Source organism: Streptomyces sp. CA-135486 (assembly GCF_050936555.1).
GTDB lineage: Bacteria > Actinomycetota > Actinomycetes > Streptomycetales > Streptomycetaceae > Streptomyces.
Map to the genome: position 1 here is coordinate 2,081,192 of NZ_JBNJMM010000002.1, position 20,593 is coordinate 2,101,784.

Consider the following 20,593-nt stretch of genomic DNA (forward strand, 5'->3'; position numbering starts at 1 on the left):
TTGCCGACGCCGAGCCAGCAGATCCCCGTCATCGTCCTCGCGGGCTTCCTCGGATCGGGCAAGACCACCTTGCTCAACCATCTGCTCAGGGCCAGCCGCGGCACCCGGATCGGCGCCGTCGTCAACGACTTCGGCTCCATCGAGATCGACGCCATGACCGTGGCCGGACAGCTGGGCGACTCCACGGTCTCGCTCGGCAACGGCTGTCTGTGCTGTGCCGTCGACGCGAGCGAACTCGACCTCTACCTGGACAAGCTCACCCAGCCCTCCGCCCGCCTCGATGTCATCGTCATCGAGGCGAGCGGACTGGCCGAGCCCCAGGAACTGGTGCGCATGCTGCTCGCCAGCGAGAACGAACGGATCGTGTACGGGGGACTGGTCGAGGTCATCGACGCGGCGGAGTACGACGCCACGCGCGAGAAGCACCCCGAGATCGACCGGCATCTGACCGTCGCGGACCTGGTGGTGCTCAACAAGACGGACCGCGTGTCCGTCAGGGAGCTCGCCCGCATCCGCCAGAGCCTCGGTACCGCCGCCGCGGTGACCGGGGCCTCGTACGGCCGGATCGACCCGGACCTCCTCTTCGAGCGCAAGCCGCTCACCGAGCGGGTCGGCCAGCTCTCCTTCGAGGATCTGTGCGCGGACGAGGACGATCACCAGCATGCGGACCATCTGCACACGGCATACGAGAGTGTCGACTTCACCGCGCGGGCGCCCATGGACCCGCGCCGGCTGATGGACTTTCTCGACTCCAGGCCCGAAGGGCTCTACCGGATCAAGGGATTCGTCGACTTCGGCGCGGCCGATCCGCGCAACCGGTACGCCGTGCACGCGGTCGGCCGGTTTCTGCGGTTCTACCCGGAGCCCTGGCCGCGTGGCGCCGAGCGCCTCACCCAGCTGGTGCTCATCGGCTCCGGCGTCGACGCCGACAAGCTGCGCACGGAGCTCGACGAGTGCCGGACGGCCGGACCGCAGGACGCCCCCGCCGAGCACAGCATGTGGGGCGTCCTGAGGTACGTACAGTCCGAACCGGAGACCGGCCAGTCCGAACCGGAGAGCGACTAGCTCGACGGGCCCGCCAGCACCGCCACCGCCGAGGTCAGCGGGGTGCCCGAGCCGTCGCGGCGCGGGTCGGGCTCCGGCAGTTCGGCCGGGGAGCCGTTCTTCTGCGCCGCGCGGGCCGGAGTGGCGCCCGCCCAGGCCAGTACGAGCACGTCCTCACCCTTGAGGAAGCGCTGGCAGCGCACGCCCCCCGTCGCCCGCCCCTTGCGCGGGTACTGGTCGAAGGGCGTGAGCTTCGCCGTCATCACGGAGTCGTCCAGCGTGCCGTGCGAGCCCGCGACCGTGAACACCACCGCGTCCACCGCGGGGTCCACCGCGGTGAACGAGATCACCTCGGCGCCCTCCGACAACTTGATGCCTGCCATGCCGCCCGCCGCCCGGCCCTGCGGCCGCACCTGGCCTGCGGGGTAGCGCAACAACTGGGCGTCGGAGGCGATGAAGACCAGGTCCTCTTCGCCCGTGCGCAACTCGGCAGCGCCGACGATCCGGTCACCCTCCTTGAGGGTGATGACCTCCAACTCGTCCTTGTTCGACGGGTAGTCCGGCACGACGCGCTTGACGACACCCTGCAGGGTGCCGATCGCCAGGCCGGGGGAGGACTCGTCGAGCGTGGTCAGACAGACGATCCGCTCGTCCGCCTCCAGGCTGAGGAACTCCGAAACCGGCGCTCCGCCCGCGAGGTTGGGCACGGACGCGGTGTGCGGCAGCTGGGGCAGATCGATCACCGAGAGCCGCAGCAGCCGTCCGGCAGAGGTCACCGCACCCACATCGCCACGTGCGGTCGCCGGGACTGCCGAGACGATCACATCGTGCTTGGTGCGCTTGCCGCCGTCGTCGGACAGCGGCTCGCCGGTGACCGTACGCGCCAGCAGACCCGTCGAGGAGAGCAGCACCCGGCAGGGGTCGTCCGCGACCTCCAGAGCCACCGCGGCCACCGGCGTGCCCGCCGACTCCAGGAGCACCGTACGCCGATCGGTGCCGAACTTCTTCGCCACAGCGGCCAGTTCGGACGAGACCAGCTTGCGCAGCTCGCTGTCCGACTCCAGGATCGCGGTCAGCTCCTCGATCTCGCGGTTCAGCCGGTCGCGCTCGCTCTCCAGCTCGATCCGGTCGAACTTGGTCAGCCGGCGCAGCGGGGTGTCCAGGATGTACTGCGTCTGGACCTCGCTCAGCGAGAAGTGCTCGATCAGCCGCTGCTTCGCCTGCGCCGAATTCTCACTGGACCGGATCAGCCGGATGACCTCGTCGATGTCCAGCAGCGCGACGAGCAGGCCCTCGACCAGATGCAGCCGGTCGCGCCGCTTGGTCCGGCGGAACTCGCTGCGCCGGCGCACCACGGTGAAGCGGTGGTCGAGGTAGACCTCGAGCAGCTCCTTGAGGCCCAGCGTGAGCGGCTGCCCGTCCACCAGCGCCACATTGTTGATGCCGAAGGACTCCTCCATCGGCGTCAGCTTGTAGAGCTGCTCCAGCACGGCTTCCGGGACGAAGCCGTTCTTGATCTCGATGACCAGCCGCAGACCGTGGGCGCGGTCGGTGAGGTCCTTGACATCCGCGATGCCCTGGAGCTTCTTCGACGAGACCAGGTCCTTGATCTTCGCGATCACCTTCTCCGGCCCGACCGTGAAGGGCAGTTCGGTGACGACCAGGCCCTTGCGGCGCGCGGTGACATCCTCCACGGATGCCGTCGCGCGGATCTTGAAGGTGCCGCGGCCCGTCTCGTACGCGTCCTTGATGCCCGCCAGGCCCACGATGCGGCCGCCGGTCGGCAGGTCGGGCCCGGGGACGAAGCGCATCAGCGTCTCGAGATCCGCGCCCGGGTGCCTGATCAGATGGCGGGCGGCGGCGATGACCTCGCCCAGATTGTGCGGCGGCATGTTCGTCGCCATGCCGACCGCGATCCCGGACGCGCCGTTGACCAGCAGATTCGGATACGCCGCGGGCAGCGCGACGGGCTCGCGCTCCTGTCCGTCGTAGTTCGGCGAGAAGTCGACCGTGTCCTCGTCGATCGACTCGGTCATCAGGCCGGTCGCGTCCGCCATCCGGCACTCGGTGTACCGCATGGCGGCGGGCGGGTCGTCATTGCCGAGCGAGCCGAAGTTGCCATGGCCGTCGACCAGTGGCAGGCGCATCGAGAACGGCTGCGCCATCCGCACCAGGGCGTCATAGATCGACGCGTCGCCGTGCGGGTGCAACTTACCCATGACCTCGCCCACGACGCGCGCGCACTTCACATAGCCGCGGTCGGGGCGCAGGCCCATCTCGTTCATCTGATACACGATCCGGCGGTGCACCGGCTTCATGCCGTCCCGTGCGTCCGGCAGGGCCCGGGAGTAGATCACCGAGTACGCGTACTCGAGGAAGGAGCCCTGCATTTCGTCCACCACGTCGATGTCGAGGATCTTCTCCTCGAAATCGTCCGGAGGCGGGGTCTTCGTGCTGCGGCGGGCCATCGCGGCTGCTGCTCCTTCACGTACCAGGTCTGGATCTGACGCGGACCATTGTGGACCGTCCCACTGACAGCGCCGACCGCGACCCGGGAACTTCGCCAGGTGTCAGCGCGCTTGCATACAGTGGCAGGGCTGACAGAAAGAACAGCATCGCGATCGAAGGGACGTACATGCCCATGGGTCACACGGCCACAGCGCAGGCCGGTTCCGGCGGCCTGACAGCGACAGAGCACCGGCTGGCCAACGGCCTGCGTGTGGTGCTCTCCGAGGACCATCTGACCCCGGTGGCCGCGGTCTGCCTGTGGTACGACGTCGGCTCGCGCCACGAGGTCGAGGGCCGTACCGGACTTGCCCACCTGTTTGAGCACCTGATGTTCCAGGGCTCCGGCCAGGTGAAGGGGAACGGCCACTTCGAGCTGGTGCAAGGGGCAGGCGGCTCGCTGAACGGCACCACCAGCTTCGAGCGCACCAACTACTTCGAGACCATGCCCACGCACCAGCTGGAGCTCGCGCTCTGGCTGGAGGCCGACCGGATGGGCTCGCTGCTCGCCGCGCTCGACGACGAGTCCATGGAGAACCAGCGCGACGTCGTCAAGAACGAGCGCCGCCAGCGGTACGACAACGTCCCGTACGGCACGGCCTTCGAGCGGCTGACCGCCCTCGCCTACCCGGACGGCCACCCGTACCACCACACGCCGATCGGCTCGATGGCCGACCTGGACGCGGCAACCCTCGAGGACGCCCGCAGCTTCTTCCGTACGTACTACGCGCCGAACAACGCGGTGCTGTCGGTCGTCGGCGACATCGACCCGGAGCAGACGCTCGCCTGGATCGAGAAGTACTTCGGCTCCATCCCGGCCCATGACGGAAAGCAGCCACCCCGTGACGGATCGCTGCCGGAGGTCATCGGCGAGCAGCTGCGCGAGGAGGTGGTCGAGGAGGTCCCGGCCCGTGCGCTGATGGCCGCCTACCGGTTGCCGCACGACGGCACGCGCGAGTGCGACGCCGCCGATCTGGCGCTCACCGTCCTTGGTGGCGGCGAGTCCTCCCGGCTGCACAACCGTCTGGTGCGCCGGGACCAGACGGCCGTCGCCGCCGGATTCGGGCTGTTGCGCCTGGCCGGCGCGCCCTCGCTCGGCTGGCTGGACGTCAAGACGTCCGGCGGCGTCGAGGTCCCCCAGATCGAGGCCGCGGTCGACGAGGAGCTGGCACGGTTCGCGGCCGAGGGCCCCACGCCCGAGGAGATGGAGCGGGCGCAGGCCCAGTTGGAGCGCGAGTGGCTGGACCGGCTCGGCACGGTCGCGGGCCGCGCTGACGAACTGTGCAGGTACGCCGTGCTGTTCGGCGACCCGCAGCTGGCACTGACCGCCGTGCAGCGGGTGCTGGACGTCACCGCCGAGGAGGTGCAGGCGGTGGCCAAGGCCCGGCTGCGCCCGGACAACAGGGCGGTGCTCGTCTACGAACCCGTCAACGCCGAGCAGAGCGACCAGGAAGAGGGAGCGGACCAGTGACCGACGCTGCCGCGTCTTTGACGACCATGGAGTTCCACCCGCGGCCGGCGGCCGGCCCGGCCCGGCCGTGGGCGTTCCCCGCCCCCGACCGGGGCACCCTGGACAACGGGCTCACGGTGCTGCGCTGCCACCGCCCCGGCCAGCAGGTGGTGGCGGTCGAGATCTCCCTCGACGCCCCGCTGGACGCCGAGCCCGAGGGCCTCGACGGCGTCGCCACGATCATGGCGCGCGCCCTGTCGGAGGGCACCGACAAGCGCAGCGCCGAGGAGTTCGCGGCCGAGCTGGAGTGCTGCGGCGCCACCCTCGACGCGCACGCCGACCACCCCGGCGTCCGCGTCTCCCTGGAGGTCCCGGTCTCCCGGCTGCCCAAGGCGCTCGGCCTGCTCGCCGAGGCGCTGCGCGCCCCCGCCTTCGCCGACAGCGAGGTGCAGCGGCTCGTACGCAACCGTCTTGACGAGATCCCGCACGAGACGGCCAACCCGGCCCGTCGTGCCGCCAAGGAGCTCTCCAAGCAGCTCTTCCCGGCCGCGGCGCGCATCTCGCGGCCCCGCCAGGGCACCGAGGAGACCGTGGCGCGGATCGACGCCGCAGCCGTACGGGCCTTCTACGAGACGCATGTCCGGCCGGCCACCGCCACCGCGGTGGTCGTCGGCGATCTGACCGGGGTCGACCTGGACGCCGTGCTGGCCGAGACCCTCGGCACCTGGAAGGGCGACAAGGCAGAGCCCCGTCCCGTACCGCCGATCACCGCCGACGACACCGGCCGTGTGGTGATCGTGGACCGGCCGGGCGCCGTGCAGACGCAGCTGCTGATCGGCCGCATCGGTGCGGACCGGCACGACCGCGTGTGGCCCGCGCAGGTGCTCGGCGCGTACTGCCTGGGCGGCACCCTCACCTCCCGCCTCGACCGCGTACTGCGCGAGGAGAAGGGCTACACCTACGGCGTACGGGCCTTCGGCCAGGTGCTGCGCTCAGCCCCCGACGGGTCGGGCGCCGCGATGCTCGCCATCAGCGGCTCGGTGGACACCCCGAACACCGGACCGGCGCTGAGCGACCTCTGGACGGTGCTGCGTACGCTCGCGGCTGGGGGACTGACCGACGCCGAGCGCGATGTCGCCGTGCAGAACCTGGTGGGCGTCGCCCCGCTGAAGTTCGAGACGGCGGCGTCCGTCGCGGGCACGCTCGCCGACCAGGTCGAGCAGTTCCTCCCGGACGACTACCAGGCGCAGTTGTACGTCCGGCTGGCCGAGACGGGCACTGTCGAGGCGACGGCGGCGGCCGTCAGTGCCTTCCCGGTGGACCGTCTTGTCACGGTGCTCGTCGGCGACGCCGCGCAGATCGAGGAGCCGGTGCGGGCGCTGGGCATCGGTGAAGTGAGCGTTGTCACAGGCTGATTGACAAAGCCGGTGCTCCCCGGCCGGCAAACAACTCCTTACAAACAAGCGGAACCCCGGCGTCCAGAGCGACGCCGGGGTTCCGTGTTATGTCCGGTTTATTGGAGAGGCTGCCTGTCTGCCCTGTGGCATGCGCTACAAAAAGGCCTGTCTGTTTGGTGATTGAAAGTGGCCCCGCCTAGCGTCAGTCCGGCTGTCCGCCAGAAGCCCGCCGCATCCGCGGCATCGGGCAGCCATCGCCGAGTCCCCGTCAGGCGCGAGCCTGGGGAGCCGGGGACCCACTCAGTCCCTGGGGTGAATCGGACGCCTTCGCACCCGTGCGGAGGGGCCCGTAGGAGACCTTCCTGCTCCGAACCCGTCAGCTAACCCGGTAGGCGAGAAGGAAGGAAAGGATCAGCCACTTCATGGCGTTCACCCGTGCCACCGGGAAGCACCGTGCCCCGAGCCGCCTGTCGCGACGCAGCGCGAACATGGCGGGCGTCGCGGCCCTCGCCACGACCGGCGTCATCGGAACCCTCGCTTCCCCGGCGCTCGCCGCCGACACGAGCACGAGCACGACCGAGGTGGAGGACACCGGCCTGACCCAGGTGGTGACCGCCGAGACCCTCGCGGACCAGATCGCCGACCAGGCCGCCACCCAGAAGCAGGAGGCCGCCAGGGCGAAGGCCGCGGCCGAGGCGAAGCGCAAGGCCGAGGCCCGTGCCGAGGCCGCCCGCGAGGCCAAGGAGCGCGCCGCCCGCGATGCCGAGCGCAAGCGCCTCAACTCCTTCGTGGCGCCGATCTCCGGCTCGTACATCTCCACGGGCTACAAGACCGGCGGCGCCATCTGGTCCTCCGGCAGCCACACGGGCATCGACTTCCACGCGGCGTCCGGCACGACCGTGCACGCGGTCGGCTCCGGCACCGTCGTCGAGGCCGGCTGGGGCGGCGCGTACGGCAACAACGTCGTGATCAAGATGAAGGACGGCTCGTACACGCAGTACGGCCACCTCTCGTCGATCAGCGTCTCGGTCGGCCAGAGCGTCACGCCGGGCGAGCGGATCGGCCTCTCCGGCGCGACCGGCAACACCACCGGGCCGCACCTGCACTTCGAGGCCCGCACCAGCTCCGAGTACGGCTCCGACATCAACCCGGTCGCGTACCTGCGCGCGCACGGTGTGAACGTCTGAGCGGACAGCTCGCACAGGTCGTACAGAAGGCCCCGGCATGCCGCCGGGGCCTTCTGCGTTTGAGGCCCTGGCCAAAAGATATCCATGGATTCCGGAGAGCCTTCGGAAAATCGTGCCCGCTGCAATAGAGTCAACCGAACAGACGTCAATCGGCTGCGTTTCGCGCGGATTAAAGCGGAGGTTCGGTCATGCGCATTCCCGCGCACTCGGTATGCACGGCGATCCGCGACGACATCGTCTCCGGTGTATTCGAGCGGGGCAGCCGGCTGACCGAGGAGCAGCTGGCGCGCCGCTACGGCGTCTCACGCGTCCCGGTGCGCGAGGCCCTGCGCACCCTGGAGTCCGAGGGTTTCGTCACCACCCGCCGGCACGCCGGTGCCTGCGTCGCCGAGCCCACCGAGCAGGAGGCCGCCGACCTGCTGGAGATCCGGATGCTGCTGGAGCCGCTGGGCGCCGCGCGCGCCGCCCAGCGCCGTACCGAGGCACACCTCAAGGTGCTGCGTGGCCTGGTCAGACTGGGTCAGGAGCGGGCGCGCCGGGGTCAGGGCGAGGATCTTCGCTCACTGGGCGGCTGGTTCCACGAGACGCTCGCGCAGGCCTCCGGCAGCCCCGGTCTGACCGCTCTGCTCACCCAGCTGCGGCACAAGATCGCCTGGATGTACGCCGTCGAGCAGCCCGCCAAGCCCGTCGAGTCCTGGGCCGAGCACGGCGCGATCGTGGACGCCGTGGCGCGGGGCGACGTGGAACGGGCCCGGGCGCTGACCACCCTGCACGCCGAGCGGGCGACCGCCGCGCACCGGCTGCGCCGCCCGGAGCGGGTGAGGACTTCGCAACCTGCCGTAAACACCGCGAGCGTCCGCAATTAACACTCGCGCCGTATACAAAGGGAAGACAATTGTGGGGCTGTAATTTTGCTGCCCGAATTCACGGTGCCCGGCCCGGAAATAAACGGAGCCACGGTCTCCCGAATTCGGGATGCCGCGGCTCCGTGTTGAGCAATTCGACTGTGGCTCGGACTCTCGGGCTCGGATCCTCCGGCTCGGGCCGGACGGTTCGGCTCGGACTGCCGGGCTCAGACGGTCTCGGGAAGCTCCTCGAGACCATCGGCAACCAGCCTGGCCAGCCGGTCCAGCGCAGCCTCGGCGCCGTCCGCCTCGGAGGCGAGCACGATCTCCTCGCCGCCCTGCGCACCCAGGCCGAGCACCGCGAGCATCGAGGCCGCGTTGACCGGATCGCCGCCGGCCTTGGCGATCGTCACCGGGACGCCGGAGGCGGTGGCGGCACGGACGAAGATGGAAGCGGGGCGGGCGTGAAGGCCCTCGGCCCAGCCGACGTTGACGCGGCGCTCAGCCATGGTGTTGCCCTTCAAGTCTTAGCGGTTGTCTAGACCAGTCTCTCATGTGCTGCGGAGTGCTCGAACCGACCGCTGGGTGAGCCGTACGCTTTCTCCCATGCAGACCCAGCCGGACCACGCCTACCCCGATCACTGGGAAGCGGACGTGGTGCTGCGCGACGGCGGAACCGCGCGCATCAGGCCCATCACCACTGAGGACGCCGAGCGTCTGGTCAGCTTCTACGAACAGGTCTCGGACGAGTCGAAGTACTACCGCTTCTTCGCACCCTATCCCCGGCTCTCCGCCAAGGATGTGCACCGCTTCACCCATCACGACTACGTGGACCGGGTGGGTCTCGCGGTCACGGTCGGGGGCGAGTTCATCGCGACCGTCCGCTACGACCGGATCAACGCCGAGGGCCGTGCCGCGAGCGCCCCCGCCGACGAGGCCGAGGTCGCCTTCCTGGTGCAGGACGCGCACCAGGGGCGCGGCGTCGCGTCCGCGCTGCTCGAGCACATCGCGGCGGTGGCCCGCGAGCGGGGCATCCGGCGGTTCGCAGCGGAGGTGCTGCCGGCCAACAACAAGATGATCAAGGTGTTCCGGGACGCCGGCTACACCCAGAAGCGCAGCTTCGAGGACGGCTCCGTCCATCTGACCCTCGACCTGGAGCCGACCGCCGAGTCCCTCGCCGTCCAGCGCGGCCGCGAGCAGCGCGCCGAGGCGCGGTCCGTGCAGCGCCTCCTCGCGCCCCGGTCGGTCGCGGTCGTCGGCGTCGGCCGCGCGCCGGGCGGGGTGGGGCGCACGGTGCTGCGGAACCTTCTCGACGGGGGGTACACGGGCCGTACGTACGCGGTGAACCGCGCCCTGTCCGACGACCAGCGGGAGATCGAGGGAGTACCGGCCTTCCGCTCCGTCGGCGAGATCGTCGCCGAGACCGGGGAGCCGGTCGACCTCGCGGTCGTCGCCGTCCCCGCGGAGCGGGTCCCGGACGTGGTCGCCGACTGCGGCGAGCACGGCGTCCAGGGGCTGGTCGTGGTGACCGCCGGATACGCCGAGAGCGGCGCGGCCGGGCGGGAGCGTCAGCGCGAACTGGTGCGGCAGGCCCGCTCGTACGGCATGCGCATCATCGGCCCGAACTCCTTCGGCATCATCAGCACGGCGGAGGCCGTCCGTCTCAACGCCTCGCTGGCCCCGCACCCCCCGGCCGCGGGCCGTATCGGCCTGTTCACGCAGTCCGGCGCGATCGGCATCGCGCTGCTGTCGGGGCTGCACCGGCGTGGCGCCGGCCTGTCGTCCTTCATCTCGTCCGGCAACCGCGCCGACGTCTCCGGCAACGACTTCCTGCAGTACTGGTACGAGGACCCGGACACCGATGTCGTCCTGCTGTACCTCGAATCGCTCGGCAATCCACGGAAGTTCACGCGCCTCGCCCGGCGTACGGCGGCGGTGAAGCCGGTGGTCGTGGTGAAGGGCGCGCGGCACAGCGGCAGCGAGCCGCCGGGGCACGCGGTGCCGGTGACCCGGATCCCGGACGCGACCGTGGGCGCTCTGATGCGGCAGGCAGGCGTGATCCGCGTCGACACGTTCACCGAACTCGTCGACGCGGGTGTACTCCTGGCCGGACAGCCGCTGCCAGCGGGGCCGCGGGTGGCGATCCTCGGCAACTCCGAGTCGCTCGGCCTGCTGGCCTACGACGCGTGCCTCGCGGAAGGCCTGCGTCCGCTGCGGCCGCTCGACCTTACGACGGAGGCGACACCCGCGGACTTCCGGGCGGCGCTCGCCGAGGCGCTGGCGGACGACGCGTGCGACTCCGTCGTGGTGACGGCGATTCCGTGGGTCGGCGAGAACGGCGTGATGGAAGAGGGCCACGGGGAGGTCCTGGCGGCGGCGCTGCGGGATGCGGCGGCGAAGTCCGTGGCGAAGCCGGTGGCGGTGGTGCATGTGGAGCTGGGGGGCCTGGCGGAGGCGCTGTCGGCGGCGACGAGCACGATGCCGGGGCCGGCGGCGGGTGTTTCTCCCCGCCCCCGCGCGTTCCCGGATCCGGAGGCCGGCGCCCAGCCGCCCCTGCCGGCGCGGGAGACCTCCGGCCCGGCCACCGCTGCCCCGCTCCACTACCGCATTCCCGCCTACCCCGCCGCCGAGCGTGCCGTCCGCGCCCTCTCCGAGGCCGTCAAGTACGCCCAGTGGCGCCGGCACGCCGCCGATCCCGGCAGAGTCCCCGAGTACGAGGACATCGACGAGGCCGGCGCCGCCGCTCAGATCGAAGAGCTCCTCGGCCGGTACGACGACCCCCGCGGCTTCACCCTCGTCCCCGGCACGGCCCGCGCGCTCCTCGGCCGGTACGGCATCGATGTGCACCCCACCCTCCCCGCGCCCGGCCCCGACGCCGCCGTCCAGGCCGCCGAACGGCTCGGCTACCCCGTCGCCCTCAAGACCACCGCCCCGCACCTCCGTCACCGCGCCGACCTCGGCGGCGTACGGCTCGATCTGGCCAATGAGGCCCAGCTGCGCCAGGCATTCAGCGAGTTGACCGATGTCCTGGGCAAGCCCGCGGAGCTGCAGCCCGTCGTCCAGGCGATGGCTCCCCGTGGTGTGGACACCGTTGTACGGGCCGCCATCGACCCCGCCGTCGGTGCCGTCCTGTCCTTCGGGCTCGCCGGCGCCCCCTCCGAACTGCTCGGTGACACCGCACACCGGCTCGTTCCCGCCACCGACCGTGACGTCGCCGAGCTGATCAGGACCATCCGGACCGCCCCGCTCCTCTTCGGCTGGCGCGGCTCGGCGCCCGTTGACACTCCCGCCCTCGAGGAACTGCTGCTCCGGGTGTCACGGCTGGTCGACGATCATCCGGAAGTGGTCGGAATCAGCCTCGAACCGGTCGTCGTCGCTCAGCGTGGCCTCTCCGTGCTCGGCGCCTCCGTACGCCTCGCGCCACCCCCCGCCCGCACCGACCTGGGACCCCGCCGACTCCCCAGCTACTGAGCGCTCACCGCCCCCACGGCCCCGTAGGATGGACCGCATGGCGAAGACCGGTACGACGACCCAGGGGCTGCGCGCGGCGATCGAGCGCAGCGGCTACTACCCGGCCCTCGTGGCCGAGGCGGTGGAGGCCGCTGTCGGTGGCGAGCAGATCGCGTCGTACCTGGTGCACCAGGAGACGACGTTCGACGCCAACGAGGTGCGCCGCCATGTCACCGTCCTCGTCCTGACGGCCAACCGCTTCATCGTCAGCCACACCGACGAGCAGGCCGCCGACTCCAGCTCCCCGACGCCGTACGCCACCACCTCCACCGAGTCGGTCAAGCTCGGCCGCATCTCGTCCGTCGTGGTCAGCCGCGTCGTCGCCAACCCCGAGTCGTACACCCCGGGCACCCTGCCCCGCGAGATCGTCCTCACCATCGGCTGGGGCGCCGTCTCCCGCATCGACCTGGAGCCCGCCGCCTGCGGCGACCCCAACTGCGACGCGGACCACGGCTACACCGGCAACTCCACCGCCGACGATCTGAGCCTGCGCGTCAGTGAGGCCGGCGACGGCCCGGACGCCGTCCGTCAGACGCTCGCCTTCGCCCAGGCGCTCTCCGAAGCCACGGCTGCCACGCGCTGATGGTCCAGCCCACAGCCCAGTCCGCCACCTGGCCCGACGAACCCGTTCCGCTTGCTCTCGACACCGCGCCCGTCCCGGAGTACGGCAGCGGATCGCTCGCCGATCTGCTGCCCACGCTCGCCGCGGGTCAGGGCGTACCGGGACTCGCCCAGTCGATCCCCGAGCTCACCCCGGCCGACCGGAACTGCGTCTTCCTGATCGACGGCCTCGGCTGGGAGCAGATCAAGAACCACCCGGACGAGGCCCCGTATCTCACCTCGCTGCTCGGTACCTCGCGCGGCGGCACCGGGCTGCCCATCACGGTCGGCTTCCCCGCCACCACCGCCACCTCGCTCGCCTCCGTCGGCACCGGTCTGCCGCCCGGCTCGCACGGCCTGCCCGGCTACACCGCGCGCAACCCGGAGACCGGCGAGCTGATGAACCAGCTGCGCTGGAAGCCCTGGACCTCCCCGCGCGTCTGGCAGCCGTACCCCACCGTCTTCCAGCTCGCCGACGAGGCGGGTGTGCACACCGCGCAGGTGTCGTCCCCGGCGTTCCAGGACACCCCGCTCACCAAGATCGCGCTCAGCGGCGGCAGCTTCCTCGGCCGGCTCTCCGGCGAGGAGCGCATGGACCTCGCGGCCGAGCAACTGGCCATGGGGGATCGCTCGTTGGTGTACACCTACTACAGCGAAGTGGACGGCAAGGGCCACCGCTTCGGTGTCGACTCCGACGCCTGGCGCGGCCAGCTGATGTACGTGGACCGGCTGGTGCAGCGCCTCGCCGAGCAACTCCCGCCCCGCTCCGCCCTGTACGTCACCGCCGACCACGGCATGATCGACATCCCCTTCGACGAGCAGTCGCGCATCGACTTCGACGAGGACTGGGAGCTGCGCGCCGGGGTCGCCCTGCTGGGCGGCGAGGGCCGGGCCCGCCATGTCTACGCCGTACCCGGTGCCCAGTCCGATGTGCTGGCCGTCTGGCGCGAGGTGCTCGGCGAGCAGTTCTGGGTGGCGAGCCGGGACGAGGCGATCGCGGCCGGCTGGTTCGGCGCCCGGGTCGACGAGCGGGTGTACGGGCGTATCGGCGACGTTGTCGCGGCGGCCCACGACGATGTGGTGATCACCGCTTCGGTCAACGAGCCCCATGAGTCGGCGATGGTCGGCATGCACGGCTCCATGACCCCCGTCGAGCAGCTCGTCCCGCTCATCGAAGTACGCTCGTAATCTCTTTCGCGGCCCCAGACGCGCCCCCAGACCCGAAAGGTCGTCAACTCCCCATGCCCGAGCTGGTGTTCTTCTCCGGAACGATGGACTGCGGAAAGAGCACCCTCGCTCTTCAGATCGAGCACAACCGGTCCGCGCGCGGACTCCAGGGCATGATCTTCACGCGGGACGACCGCGCCGGCGAGGGCAAGCTGTCCTCCCGGCTCGGACTGGTCACCGACGCGGTCGAGGCCGTGGAGGGCTTCGACTTCTACGCCTATCTCGTCGACCGTCTCTCCAAGGGCGGCCGCTGCGACTACGTGATCGCGGACGAGGCGCAGTTCCTGGCGCCCGAGCAGATCGACCAGCTCGCGCGCGTCGTCGACGATCTCGACCTGGACGTCTTCGCCTTCGGCATCACCACCGACTTCCGCTCCAAGCTCTTCCCGGGCTCACAGCGGCTCGTCGAACTCGCCGACCGGGTCGAGGTGCTGCAGGTCGAGGCGCTGTGCTGGTGCGGGGCGCGGGCCACGCACAACGCCCGTACCGTCGGCGGGGTGATGGTCGTCGAAGGCGCCCAGGTCGTCGTCGGAGACGTCAACCAGTCGCCGGACGAGATCGGCTACGAGGTGCTGTGCCGGCGCCACCACCGGCGGCGGATGACCGCCGCCACGGCCCGCGCGGCCGCCCTCTCGCCGGACGTGCTGCCCGTGGACGTCAACGGTTCGACCGTACGATCGTGAAGACCGCGCCCTCCGGGTCCGCGACGGTCGCGAGTCGGCCGCTGGAAGCCTCCCGCGGCGGGTACAGCACATGTCCGCCGAGTTCGGCCACCTTGCGCGCGGCGTCGTCGGTGTCCTCGACCTCGAAGTAGGTCATCCAGTGCGAGCCGCGGTCGCGCGGCAGGGCGTGGCCGACGCCGTGCAGGGAGGCGACCGGGCGGCCCTCCAGGTGCAGGGTCACATAGTCGTAGTCGGCCGAGACGATGGCCTCGAGCTCATAGCCGAAGACCGCCTGGTAGAACTTGCCGACCGCTGACGTCTCGGCGGTGAGCAGTTCGTTCCAGACCGGTGTGCCATGCGTGCCGTACACCGCCGTGCCGCTGTGGGCCGTGGGCTGCCAGACGCCGAAGACCGCGCCGGCCGGATCGGTCACGACGGCCAGCCGGCCGGCGTCCTCGGCGTCCAGCGGGCCGACCCCGACCGTGCCGCCGCAGCTCCTGATCGTCTCGACGGTCGCATCGGCGTCGTCGGTCGCCATGTACGGCGTCCAGGCGATCGGCAGTTGCCGTTCGGCCGGCAGCCGGCCGATGCCCGCGACCTCCTTGCCGTCGATCAGCGCGCGGACGTACGGGCCGAGCTGCCGGGGGCCGGGGGAGAAGTCCCAGCCGAACAGCCTTCCGTAGAAGTCCTGGGTCGCGTCAAGGCCGTGCACCATCAGACTCACCCAGCAGGGCGTGCCGGGGGTGCGCCGAGTCGCCTCGGTCATTGTCACTCTCTCCTCGGACCATGTGGTGGCCGTACGGGGACCTGCTGCGCGCCGTCGTGCGGAACGGCTGCGCGCCCCGTCAGATGCTTGCACCACCCGGCGTCCCGCGCGCCCCGGCCGCGCCGCTTTTGGCGGGTTCCCGCTGGAGGATGCCCTTTTTGGCATTACTCATCTACCTTGGCGGCGTTACGCCGCGGCCGGGTGCTGCGCAAGGATGGCCCTTATGAAACCCATCATCTCCGCGACCGAACTCGCGAGCGAGCTGGCTGGAACCCGTCCCCCGGTCCTGTTGGACGTCCGCTATCAGCTGGGCGGACCGCACGGGCGGGCGGACTACGAGGCCGGTCACCTTCCCGGCGCGGTCTTTGTCGACCTGGACGCGGAACTGGCTGCTCCGCCCGGGGCCGGCGGCCGCCATCCGCTGCCGGACGTGGCCGCTTTCGGCGAGGTGATGCGCCGGGCCGGGGTCTCGGCGGACTCCTCGGTGGTCGTCTACGACGCCGACAAGGGGTGGGCGGCGGCGCGGGCGTGGTGGCTGCTGCGGTGGACGGGGCACGTGGATGTACGGGTGCTGGACGGCGGTCTCGCGACGTGGACGGGCGAGCTGTCGAGGGAGAGCCCCACGCCTGTCCCCGGTGACTTCGCTCCCGCGCCGGGCGCGCTCCCCCTGCTGGACGCGGACGGCGCGGCCGACCAGGCCCGCAAGGGCGTGCTCCTCGACGCACGCGCGGCGGAACGCTACCGGGGCGAGGTCGAGCCGATCGACCCGGTGGCCGGCCATATCCCGGGCGCGATCTCGGCCCCGACCACGGAAAACGTGTCCGAGGACGGCCGCTTCCTCCCGCCCGAGGCGCTGGCCTCCCGCTTCTTGGCCCTGGGGGCCACGGACACCGCGCCGGTAGGCGTCTACTGCGGCTCGGGAGTCTCGGCGGCCCAGGAGGCCGTGGCGCTGGAACTCGCGGGCTTCACCCCGGCGTTGTACGCGGGCTCATGGTCGGAATGGTCCGCCGACCCGACCCACCCGATCGCAACGGGCCCCGAGCCGGGCTGAGCCGGGGCTGCGCCGCCGCTGCGGGGCGTAGTTGCGCTTTCCCTGGAGGAGGCGTGTGTACGTCGAACCGGTTCGCGGCGCGAAAGCCGCCGCCTCGCCGTCGGGGGAGTTGAGGGTACCCGTACCCTCAACTCTCAGGGCGGGCGGCTGGGGAGAGACCCACCGGGCGCATCAAAAGGCCCGGCGCAGTCAGCGCGCCGGGCCCCTTGCGTGTCGCTAGTCCTGCTTCTTGCGGCGCGTGCCGAAGACGATCTCGTCCCAGCTCGGGACCGCCGCCCGGCGGCCCGGGCGAACCCCGTCCGCCTCCGCCTGGCGGTCCGTCGTGCCCGTGAGGCGGTCGCGGTGGCCCGCCACCGAGCGGGGCATCAGGACGTCCGCGTACGCGGAGCCCGCGCCCGCCGAGGCCGCCGGAGCGACCGGTTCCTCCTCCTCCGGCGCCTCGACCGGCTCGGTCGCCGCAGGCTCCGGCGGCGCGGGCCGCTCGGGCACGACCATGTCGCCCCGGAAGCTCGGCACCGCCTCCAGCAGGCTGGTCAGCGAGTCCCGCTCGCCACCGCTCTCCTCCGGATCGGTCGACTGCGCCGGCACGGTGGGACGCTCCAACTGGCGGTCCAGCGGCCGGTCCCGGGGCAGCCGTGCGATGCGCGGCACGAACGGAAAGCTCGGCTCCTGCGCCGTGATCGTGTCGTCCGTCTCGCCGATCAGCGCACGTGCCTCGTCGTCAACTGCCTGCACCAGCCGCCGCGGTGGGTCGTACGTCCAGCTCGCCGAGTGCGGCTCGCCCGCCACCCGGTAGACCAGCAGCACCTCCCAGGTGCCGTCGTCCCGGCGCCAGGAGTCCCACTGCACCGTGTCCTTCTCGGCGCCGCGCAGCGTCAACCGCTCCTGCACCGCCTCGCCGAGCTGCGGCCCGGTGTTCTCACCGGGACGGCGTACGGGAGTCTTGCGCGCCCGCTCCGCCATGAACGCCCGCTCCGCGAGCACCGGGCCCTCGAAGCGCCGCACCCGGTCGACCGGGATTCCGGCGAACTGCGCGACCTCCTCCGCGGAGGCTCCGGCGCGTATACGTGCCTGGATGTCTCGAGGACGGAGATGGCTCTCCACCTCGATCTCGATCTGGCCGAGGCGGGCGCGGTCATTGCGCACGGCGGCGCGCAGCCGCTCATCAATCGGAAGCGTGTATTCCGTGCTGTCCGCAGCTTTGAGCACCAGTCGTGTGCCGTCGTTGGAGACGGCCACGACACGCAGTTCGGGCATGGGGACCTCCCGGGTGGTGCCTGCCGACGTCACGTGCGTCGCTGCTTCCGCTAGTCGAGTGTGGCCTGCCCGGGTGCAGCCTGCCACAACCTTGCCGAGTTGCCCGGCGTGTCGGGCACAGGCCCTGGATCGCCGTTATGGCACGGTTACCTGTTTGCGACTCTGAGTGACTGATTCGTCACTCTCCGCATCGGGTACCCGTGCGGTGCCGCGGCGCCGCCGGATCGAGCGCCGCTTTCGGCCCCCTACCTGGGGTCCAGACGCCCAAGAGGGAGGCCGGGCCCAGGGCTCGCCACAGTACTCCATTCGGGCCACCTGGGTGGACCGCCGCGCCGTCGAACTTCTCTCCGGGGGCGGGAGTTGGGCGTCTGGGACATGGGTGACCAGGTGCCCTGATTCACAGAATCTTCCCAAAGGGAACTATTCGCTTCGCTCGCCTGTCCTCAGAAGGAACGGCGGCTCGACCTGATCCGCCCTCAGTCGCCCAGGACCCGCCGCAGATAGTCGTTGCCGAACAGCCGCTCCGGGTCCAATCGGTCCCGCAGCGCGGTGAATTCGCGAAACCGCGGATATACCCCGGCGAAGTACTCCGCGTCCCGCGTGTGCACCTTGCCCCAGTGCGGCCGCCCGCCGTGCGCGGTCATGATCCGCTCCACCGCGGTGAAGTACGACTGGTACGGCGTGCCCCGGTACAGATGCACCGCGATGTACGCGGTCTCGCGGCCCGACGCCGTGGAGAGCGCGATGTCGTCGGCCGGGGCCGTCCGCACCTCCACCGGGAAGCTGACCCGCAGTGGCGAACGCTCGATCATCGCCTTCACCTCGCGCAGCGCCCCCACCGCCGCCTCCCGCGGCAGCGCGTATTCCATTTCGACGAACTGCACCCGCCGCGGAGATGTGAAGACTTTGTAGGGAATGTCCGTGTAGGTACGGGCGGAGAGCGCGCGACTGGAGATCTTGGCGATCGCCGGGATGCTCGCGGGGACGACCCGGCCGAGCGAACAGGCCAGCTGGAAAACCCCGTTGGACAGCAGCTCGTCCTCGATCCAGCCACTGATCTGTCCGGGCGGTGCGGCGGGGCCCGCGCTGCGGTTGTTGCGCTTCGTGTTGCAGTTGCCGGTGTGCGGGAACCAGTAGAACTCGAAGTGCTCGTTCTCCGCGAAGAGCGCGTCGAACTCGGCCGTCACCTTGTCGAAGGCCATCGGCTCCTCGCGGGCCGTGAGCAGGAAGACCGGCTCCACGGCGAGGGTGATCGCGGTGACGACGCCCAGCGCGCCGAGCCCGATCCGGGCCGCCGCGAAGACGTCCGGATTCTCCTTCTCGGAGCAGGTCAGTACCGAGCCGTCCGCCGTCACCAGCTCAAGTGCCCTGATCTGCGCGGCGATCGAGGCCGAGTCGCGGCCCGTGCCATGGGTACCGGTGGAGGTCGCGCCCGCGACCGTCTGCTCCATGATGTCGCCCATGTTCGTGAGCGAGAGACCCTCACGGGCCAGGGCCGCGTTCAGCCGCTTGAGCGGGGTGCCCGCCTCGACGGTCACGGTCATCGCCGTACGGTCGATCTCCCGGATCCCGGTCAGCAGATCGGGCCGTATCAGCACACCGTCGGTGGCCGCCGTGGCGGTGAAAGAGTGGCCGGTGCCGACGGCCTTCACCTTCAGACCGTCCTCGGCCGCCTTTCGTACCGCGTCGGCGAGTTCCTCGGTGGAGGCGGGCGAGACCTCCGCCACCGGACGGGCGGTGACGTTCCCCGCCCAGTTACGCCACGTGCTGCGCCCCGTCGTCGTAGTCCCGCTCACGCTGCCCCTCCCGTGTCGGCACCGGCCTGCGCAGCCGGCGGTACCCCAGGAACGCCACCGCGGCCGCGACCGCTCCCGCCGCCGCGGGCACCACGTACCCCGCGTCCGCTCCGGCCGCGTCGACCACCCAGCCCGCGGCCGAGGAGCCGAGCGCCACTCCGACCGCGAGCCCGGTACTGGTCCAGGTCATGCCCTCGGTCAGATTGGAGCGCGGTACGTGCGCTTCGATCAGGGCCATGGTGGTCACCATCGTAGGAGCGATGGACAGGCCCGCGACGAAGAGCGCCACGGCCAGGAAGGGGAGGTTCCCGGCCAGTTGGAGGGGGATCATACTCACGGCCATCGCACACACACCCACCAGCCACCGCCGGGAGGCCGGGCCCTTGAGGTGGAGCAGTCCGAAGACCGCCCCGGCGAGGCAGGACCCCAGCGCGTACACCGCGAGGACCAGGCTCGCGGCGGCCTTGTGCCCCTGCTCGTCCGCGAAGGCCACCGTGACCACGTCGACCGCGCCGAAGATCGCGCCGGTCGCCACAAACGTGGCCACCAGGACCTGCAGCCCGGGGGAGCGCAGTGCGGAGCCGCCGGTGTGGTGCTCGCGCGGATGCGGCACGGGCTCGGTGGCCCGCTGCGAGGTCAGCCAGAACACGCCGATCACCAGGAACCCGGCGGCGAGCAGCGGACCCGCCTCGGGGAACCAGGCGGTGGAAAGGCCGATGGAGACGATCGGGCCGACGATGAAGCACACCTCATCGGCGATCGACTCCCAGGAGTACGCGGTGTGCAACTCGCGCGGCGAGCCCCGGTAGATCTCGGCCCAGCGGGCCCGGGTCATCGAACCCACGCTCGGCACACAGCCCGCGGCCGCGGAGAACACGAACAGCGTCCAGTCCGGGGCCTTCTGCATGGCACAGATCAACAGACCCGCGACCGCACCGAGAGTGGCGAGGGAGACCGGGCGCAGCACCCGGGCCTGCCCGTGCCGGTCGACCAGCCGGGATATCTGCGGACCGAGCACGGCGGCCGACATCGCCAGGGTCGCGGAGAGCGCGCCCGCGAGTCCGTAACGCCCCGTGAGCTGGGAGATCATGGTCACGATGCCGATGCCCATCATGGACAGCGGAAGCCGGCCGACGAAGCCTGCGGCGGAGAACGCCCTGCTGCCGGGGGCGGCGAAGATGGCGCGGTACGGACTGGGCAAGAGGTGCTCTCAGGTAAGGCGTGTCAAAGGCTTTGACAGATTACGCCCCTGCCGCACCGCGCGCACCGCGTTTTTCCGCTGTCAGAGGCTGGTGG

16 protein-coding genes and 1 riboswitch are annotated in these 20,593 nt (G+C 71.0%); of the genes, 10 read left to right on the forward strand and 6 right to left on the reverse strand.

Annotated features, from left to right (window positions below; genetic code table 11):
• On the forward strand, window positions 1–1,065 hold the full coding sequence (locus ACQEVG_RS28870; RefSeq protein ID WP_432989104.1) for a CobW family GTP-binding protein: 1,065 nt from the start codon (window positions 1–3) through the stop codon (window positions 1,063–1,065).
• Here the strand turns inward: ACQEVG_RS28870 and ACQEVG_RS28875 are convergent.
• The gene (locus ACQEVG_RS28875) at window positions 1,062–3,512 is read right to left on the reverse strand and encodes a DNA gyrase/topoisomerase IV subunit A (protein WP_432989107.1); all 2,451 of its coding nucleotides are present in this window, start codon (window positions 3,510–3,512) and stop codon (window positions 1,062–1,064) included. The two genes, ACQEVG_RS28870 and ACQEVG_RS28875, sit on opposite strands and share 4 nt — an antisense overlap.
• Before the next feature lie 167 nt (window positions 3,513–3,679).
• On the opposite strand from ACQEVG_RS28875, the gene ACQEVG_RS28880 reads away from it, so the two are divergent.
• From ACQEVG_RS28880 to ACQEVG_RS28895, 4 genes are all read left to right on the forward strand, one after another.
• The gene (locus tag ACQEVG_RS28880) at window positions 3,680–5,020 is read left to right on the forward strand and encodes a M16 family metallopeptidase (RefSeq protein WP_432989109.1); all 1,341 of its coding nucleotides are present in this window, start codon (window positions 3,680–3,682) and stop codon (window positions 5,018–5,020) included.
• Entirely contained in the window at window positions 5,017–6,414 is a 1,398-nt protein-coding gene (locus ACQEVG_RS28885; RefSeq protein WP_432989111.1) for a M16 family metallopeptidase, read from the forward strand. The genes ACQEVG_RS28880 and ACQEVG_RS28885 overlap by 4 nt, the downstream gene beginning before the upstream one ends.
• Before the next feature lie 227 nt (window positions 6,415–6,641).
• Window positions 6,642–6,805: riboswitch (cyclic di-AMP (ydaO/yuaA leader) on the forward strand.
• Window positions 6,806–6,818: 13 nt separating this feature from the next.
• On the forward strand, window positions 6,819–7,583 hold the full coding sequence (locus ACQEVG_RS28890) for a peptidoglycan DD-metalloendopeptidase family protein (protein ID WP_432989113.1): 765 nt from the start codon (window positions 6,819–6,821) through the stop codon (window positions 7,581–7,583).
• A gap of 188 nt (window positions 7,584–7,771) precedes the next feature.
• Window positions 7,772–8,449, forward strand: a complete 678-nt coding sequence (locus ACQEVG_RS28895) for a GntR family transcriptional regulator (protein WP_432989116.1) — start codon at window positions 7,772–7,774, stop codon at window positions 8,447–8,449.
• Between the two features lie 206 nt (window positions 8,450–8,655).
• Here the strand turns inward: ACQEVG_RS28895 and ACQEVG_RS28900 are convergent, their stop codons facing one another.
• Window positions 8,656–8,937, reverse strand: a complete 282-nt coding sequence (locus tag ACQEVG_RS28900; protein ID WP_432989118.1) for an HPr family phosphocarrier protein — start codon at window positions 8,935–8,937, stop codon at window positions 8,656–8,658.
• A 97-nt stretch (window positions 8,938–9,034) separates the two neighbouring features.
• Between ACQEVG_RS28900 and ACQEVG_RS28905 the strand changes: the two genes are divergently transcribed.
• The 4 genes from ACQEVG_RS28905 to ACQEVG_RS28920 are packed head-to-tail and all read left to right on the forward strand — an operon-like array spanning window position 9,035 to window position 14,448.
• The gene (locus ACQEVG_RS28905; protein WP_432989120.1) at window positions 9,035–11,899 is read left to right on the forward strand and encodes a GNAT family N-acetyltransferase; all 2,865 of its coding nucleotides are present in this window, start codon (window positions 9,035–9,037) and stop codon (window positions 11,897–11,899) included.
• A 37-nt stretch (window positions 11,900–11,936) separates the two neighbouring features.
• Complete coding sequence (locus ACQEVG_RS28910; protein ID WP_432989122.1) at window positions 11,937–12,521, forward strand: DUF5998 family protein; 585 nt, start codon at window positions 11,937–11,939, stop codon at window positions 12,519–12,521.
• Window positions 12,521–13,726, forward strand: a complete 1,206-nt coding sequence (locus tag ACQEVG_RS28915) for an alkaline phosphatase family protein (protein WP_432989124.1) — start codon at window positions 12,521–12,523, stop codon at window positions 13,724–13,726. The genes ACQEVG_RS28910 and ACQEVG_RS28915 overlap by 1 nt, the downstream gene beginning before the upstream one ends.
• Window positions 13,727–13,779: 53 nt before the next feature.
• A complete protein-coding gene (locus ACQEVG_RS28920) occupies window positions 13,780–14,448 on the forward strand; it encodes a thymidine kinase (protein ID WP_432989126.1) in 669 nt (222 codons plus the stop codon).
• Here the strand turns inward: ACQEVG_RS28920 and ACQEVG_RS28925 are convergent.
• Window positions 14,423–15,193, reverse strand: coding sequence for a VOC family protein (locus ACQEVG_RS28925; RefSeq protein WP_432989128.1), 771 nt, complete (start codon window positions 15,191–15,193; stop codon window positions 14,423–14,425). The two genes, ACQEVG_RS28920 and ACQEVG_RS28925, sit on opposite strands and share 26 nt — an antisense overlap.
• A 223-nt stretch (window positions 15,194–15,416) precedes the next feature.
• On the opposite strand from ACQEVG_RS28925, the gene ACQEVG_RS28930 reads away from it, so the two are divergent.
• Window positions 15,417–16,244: a sulfurtransferase gene (locus tag ACQEVG_RS28930; RefSeq protein ID WP_432989130.1), complete on the forward strand. Its 828-nt coding sequence runs from the start codon at window positions 15,417–15,419 to the stop codon at window positions 16,242–16,244.
• A 216-nt stretch (window positions 16,245–16,460) separates the two neighbouring features.
• Here ACQEVG_RS28930 and sepH read toward each other — a convergent pair whose 3' ends face one another.
• The 3 genes from sepH to ACQEVG_RS28945 form a co-directional block, all read right to left on the reverse strand.
• Complete coding sequence (sepH, locus tag ACQEVG_RS28935) at window positions 16,461–17,501, reverse strand: septation protein SepH (protein ID WP_432989132.1); 1,041 nt, start codon at window positions 17,499–17,501, stop codon at window positions 16,461–16,463.
• A 476-nt stretch (window positions 17,502–17,977) separates the two neighbouring features.
• Window positions 17,978–19,297 (reverse strand): D-arabinono-1,4-lactone oxidase, encoded by a 1,320-nt coding sequence (locus tag ACQEVG_RS28940; RefSeq protein ID WP_432989134.1) that lies wholly within the window; start codon window positions 19,295–19,297, stop codon window positions 17,978–17,980.
• The gene (locus tag ACQEVG_RS28945; RefSeq protein ID WP_432989136.1) at window positions 19,257–20,498 is read right to left on the reverse strand and encodes an MFS transporter; all 1,242 of its coding nucleotides are present in this window, start codon (window positions 20,496–20,498) and stop codon (window positions 19,257–19,259) included. Before ACQEVG_RS28945 ends, ACQEVG_RS28940 begins: the two co-directional genes overlap by 41 nt.
• Window positions 20,499–20,593 lie beyond the last annotated feature (95 nt).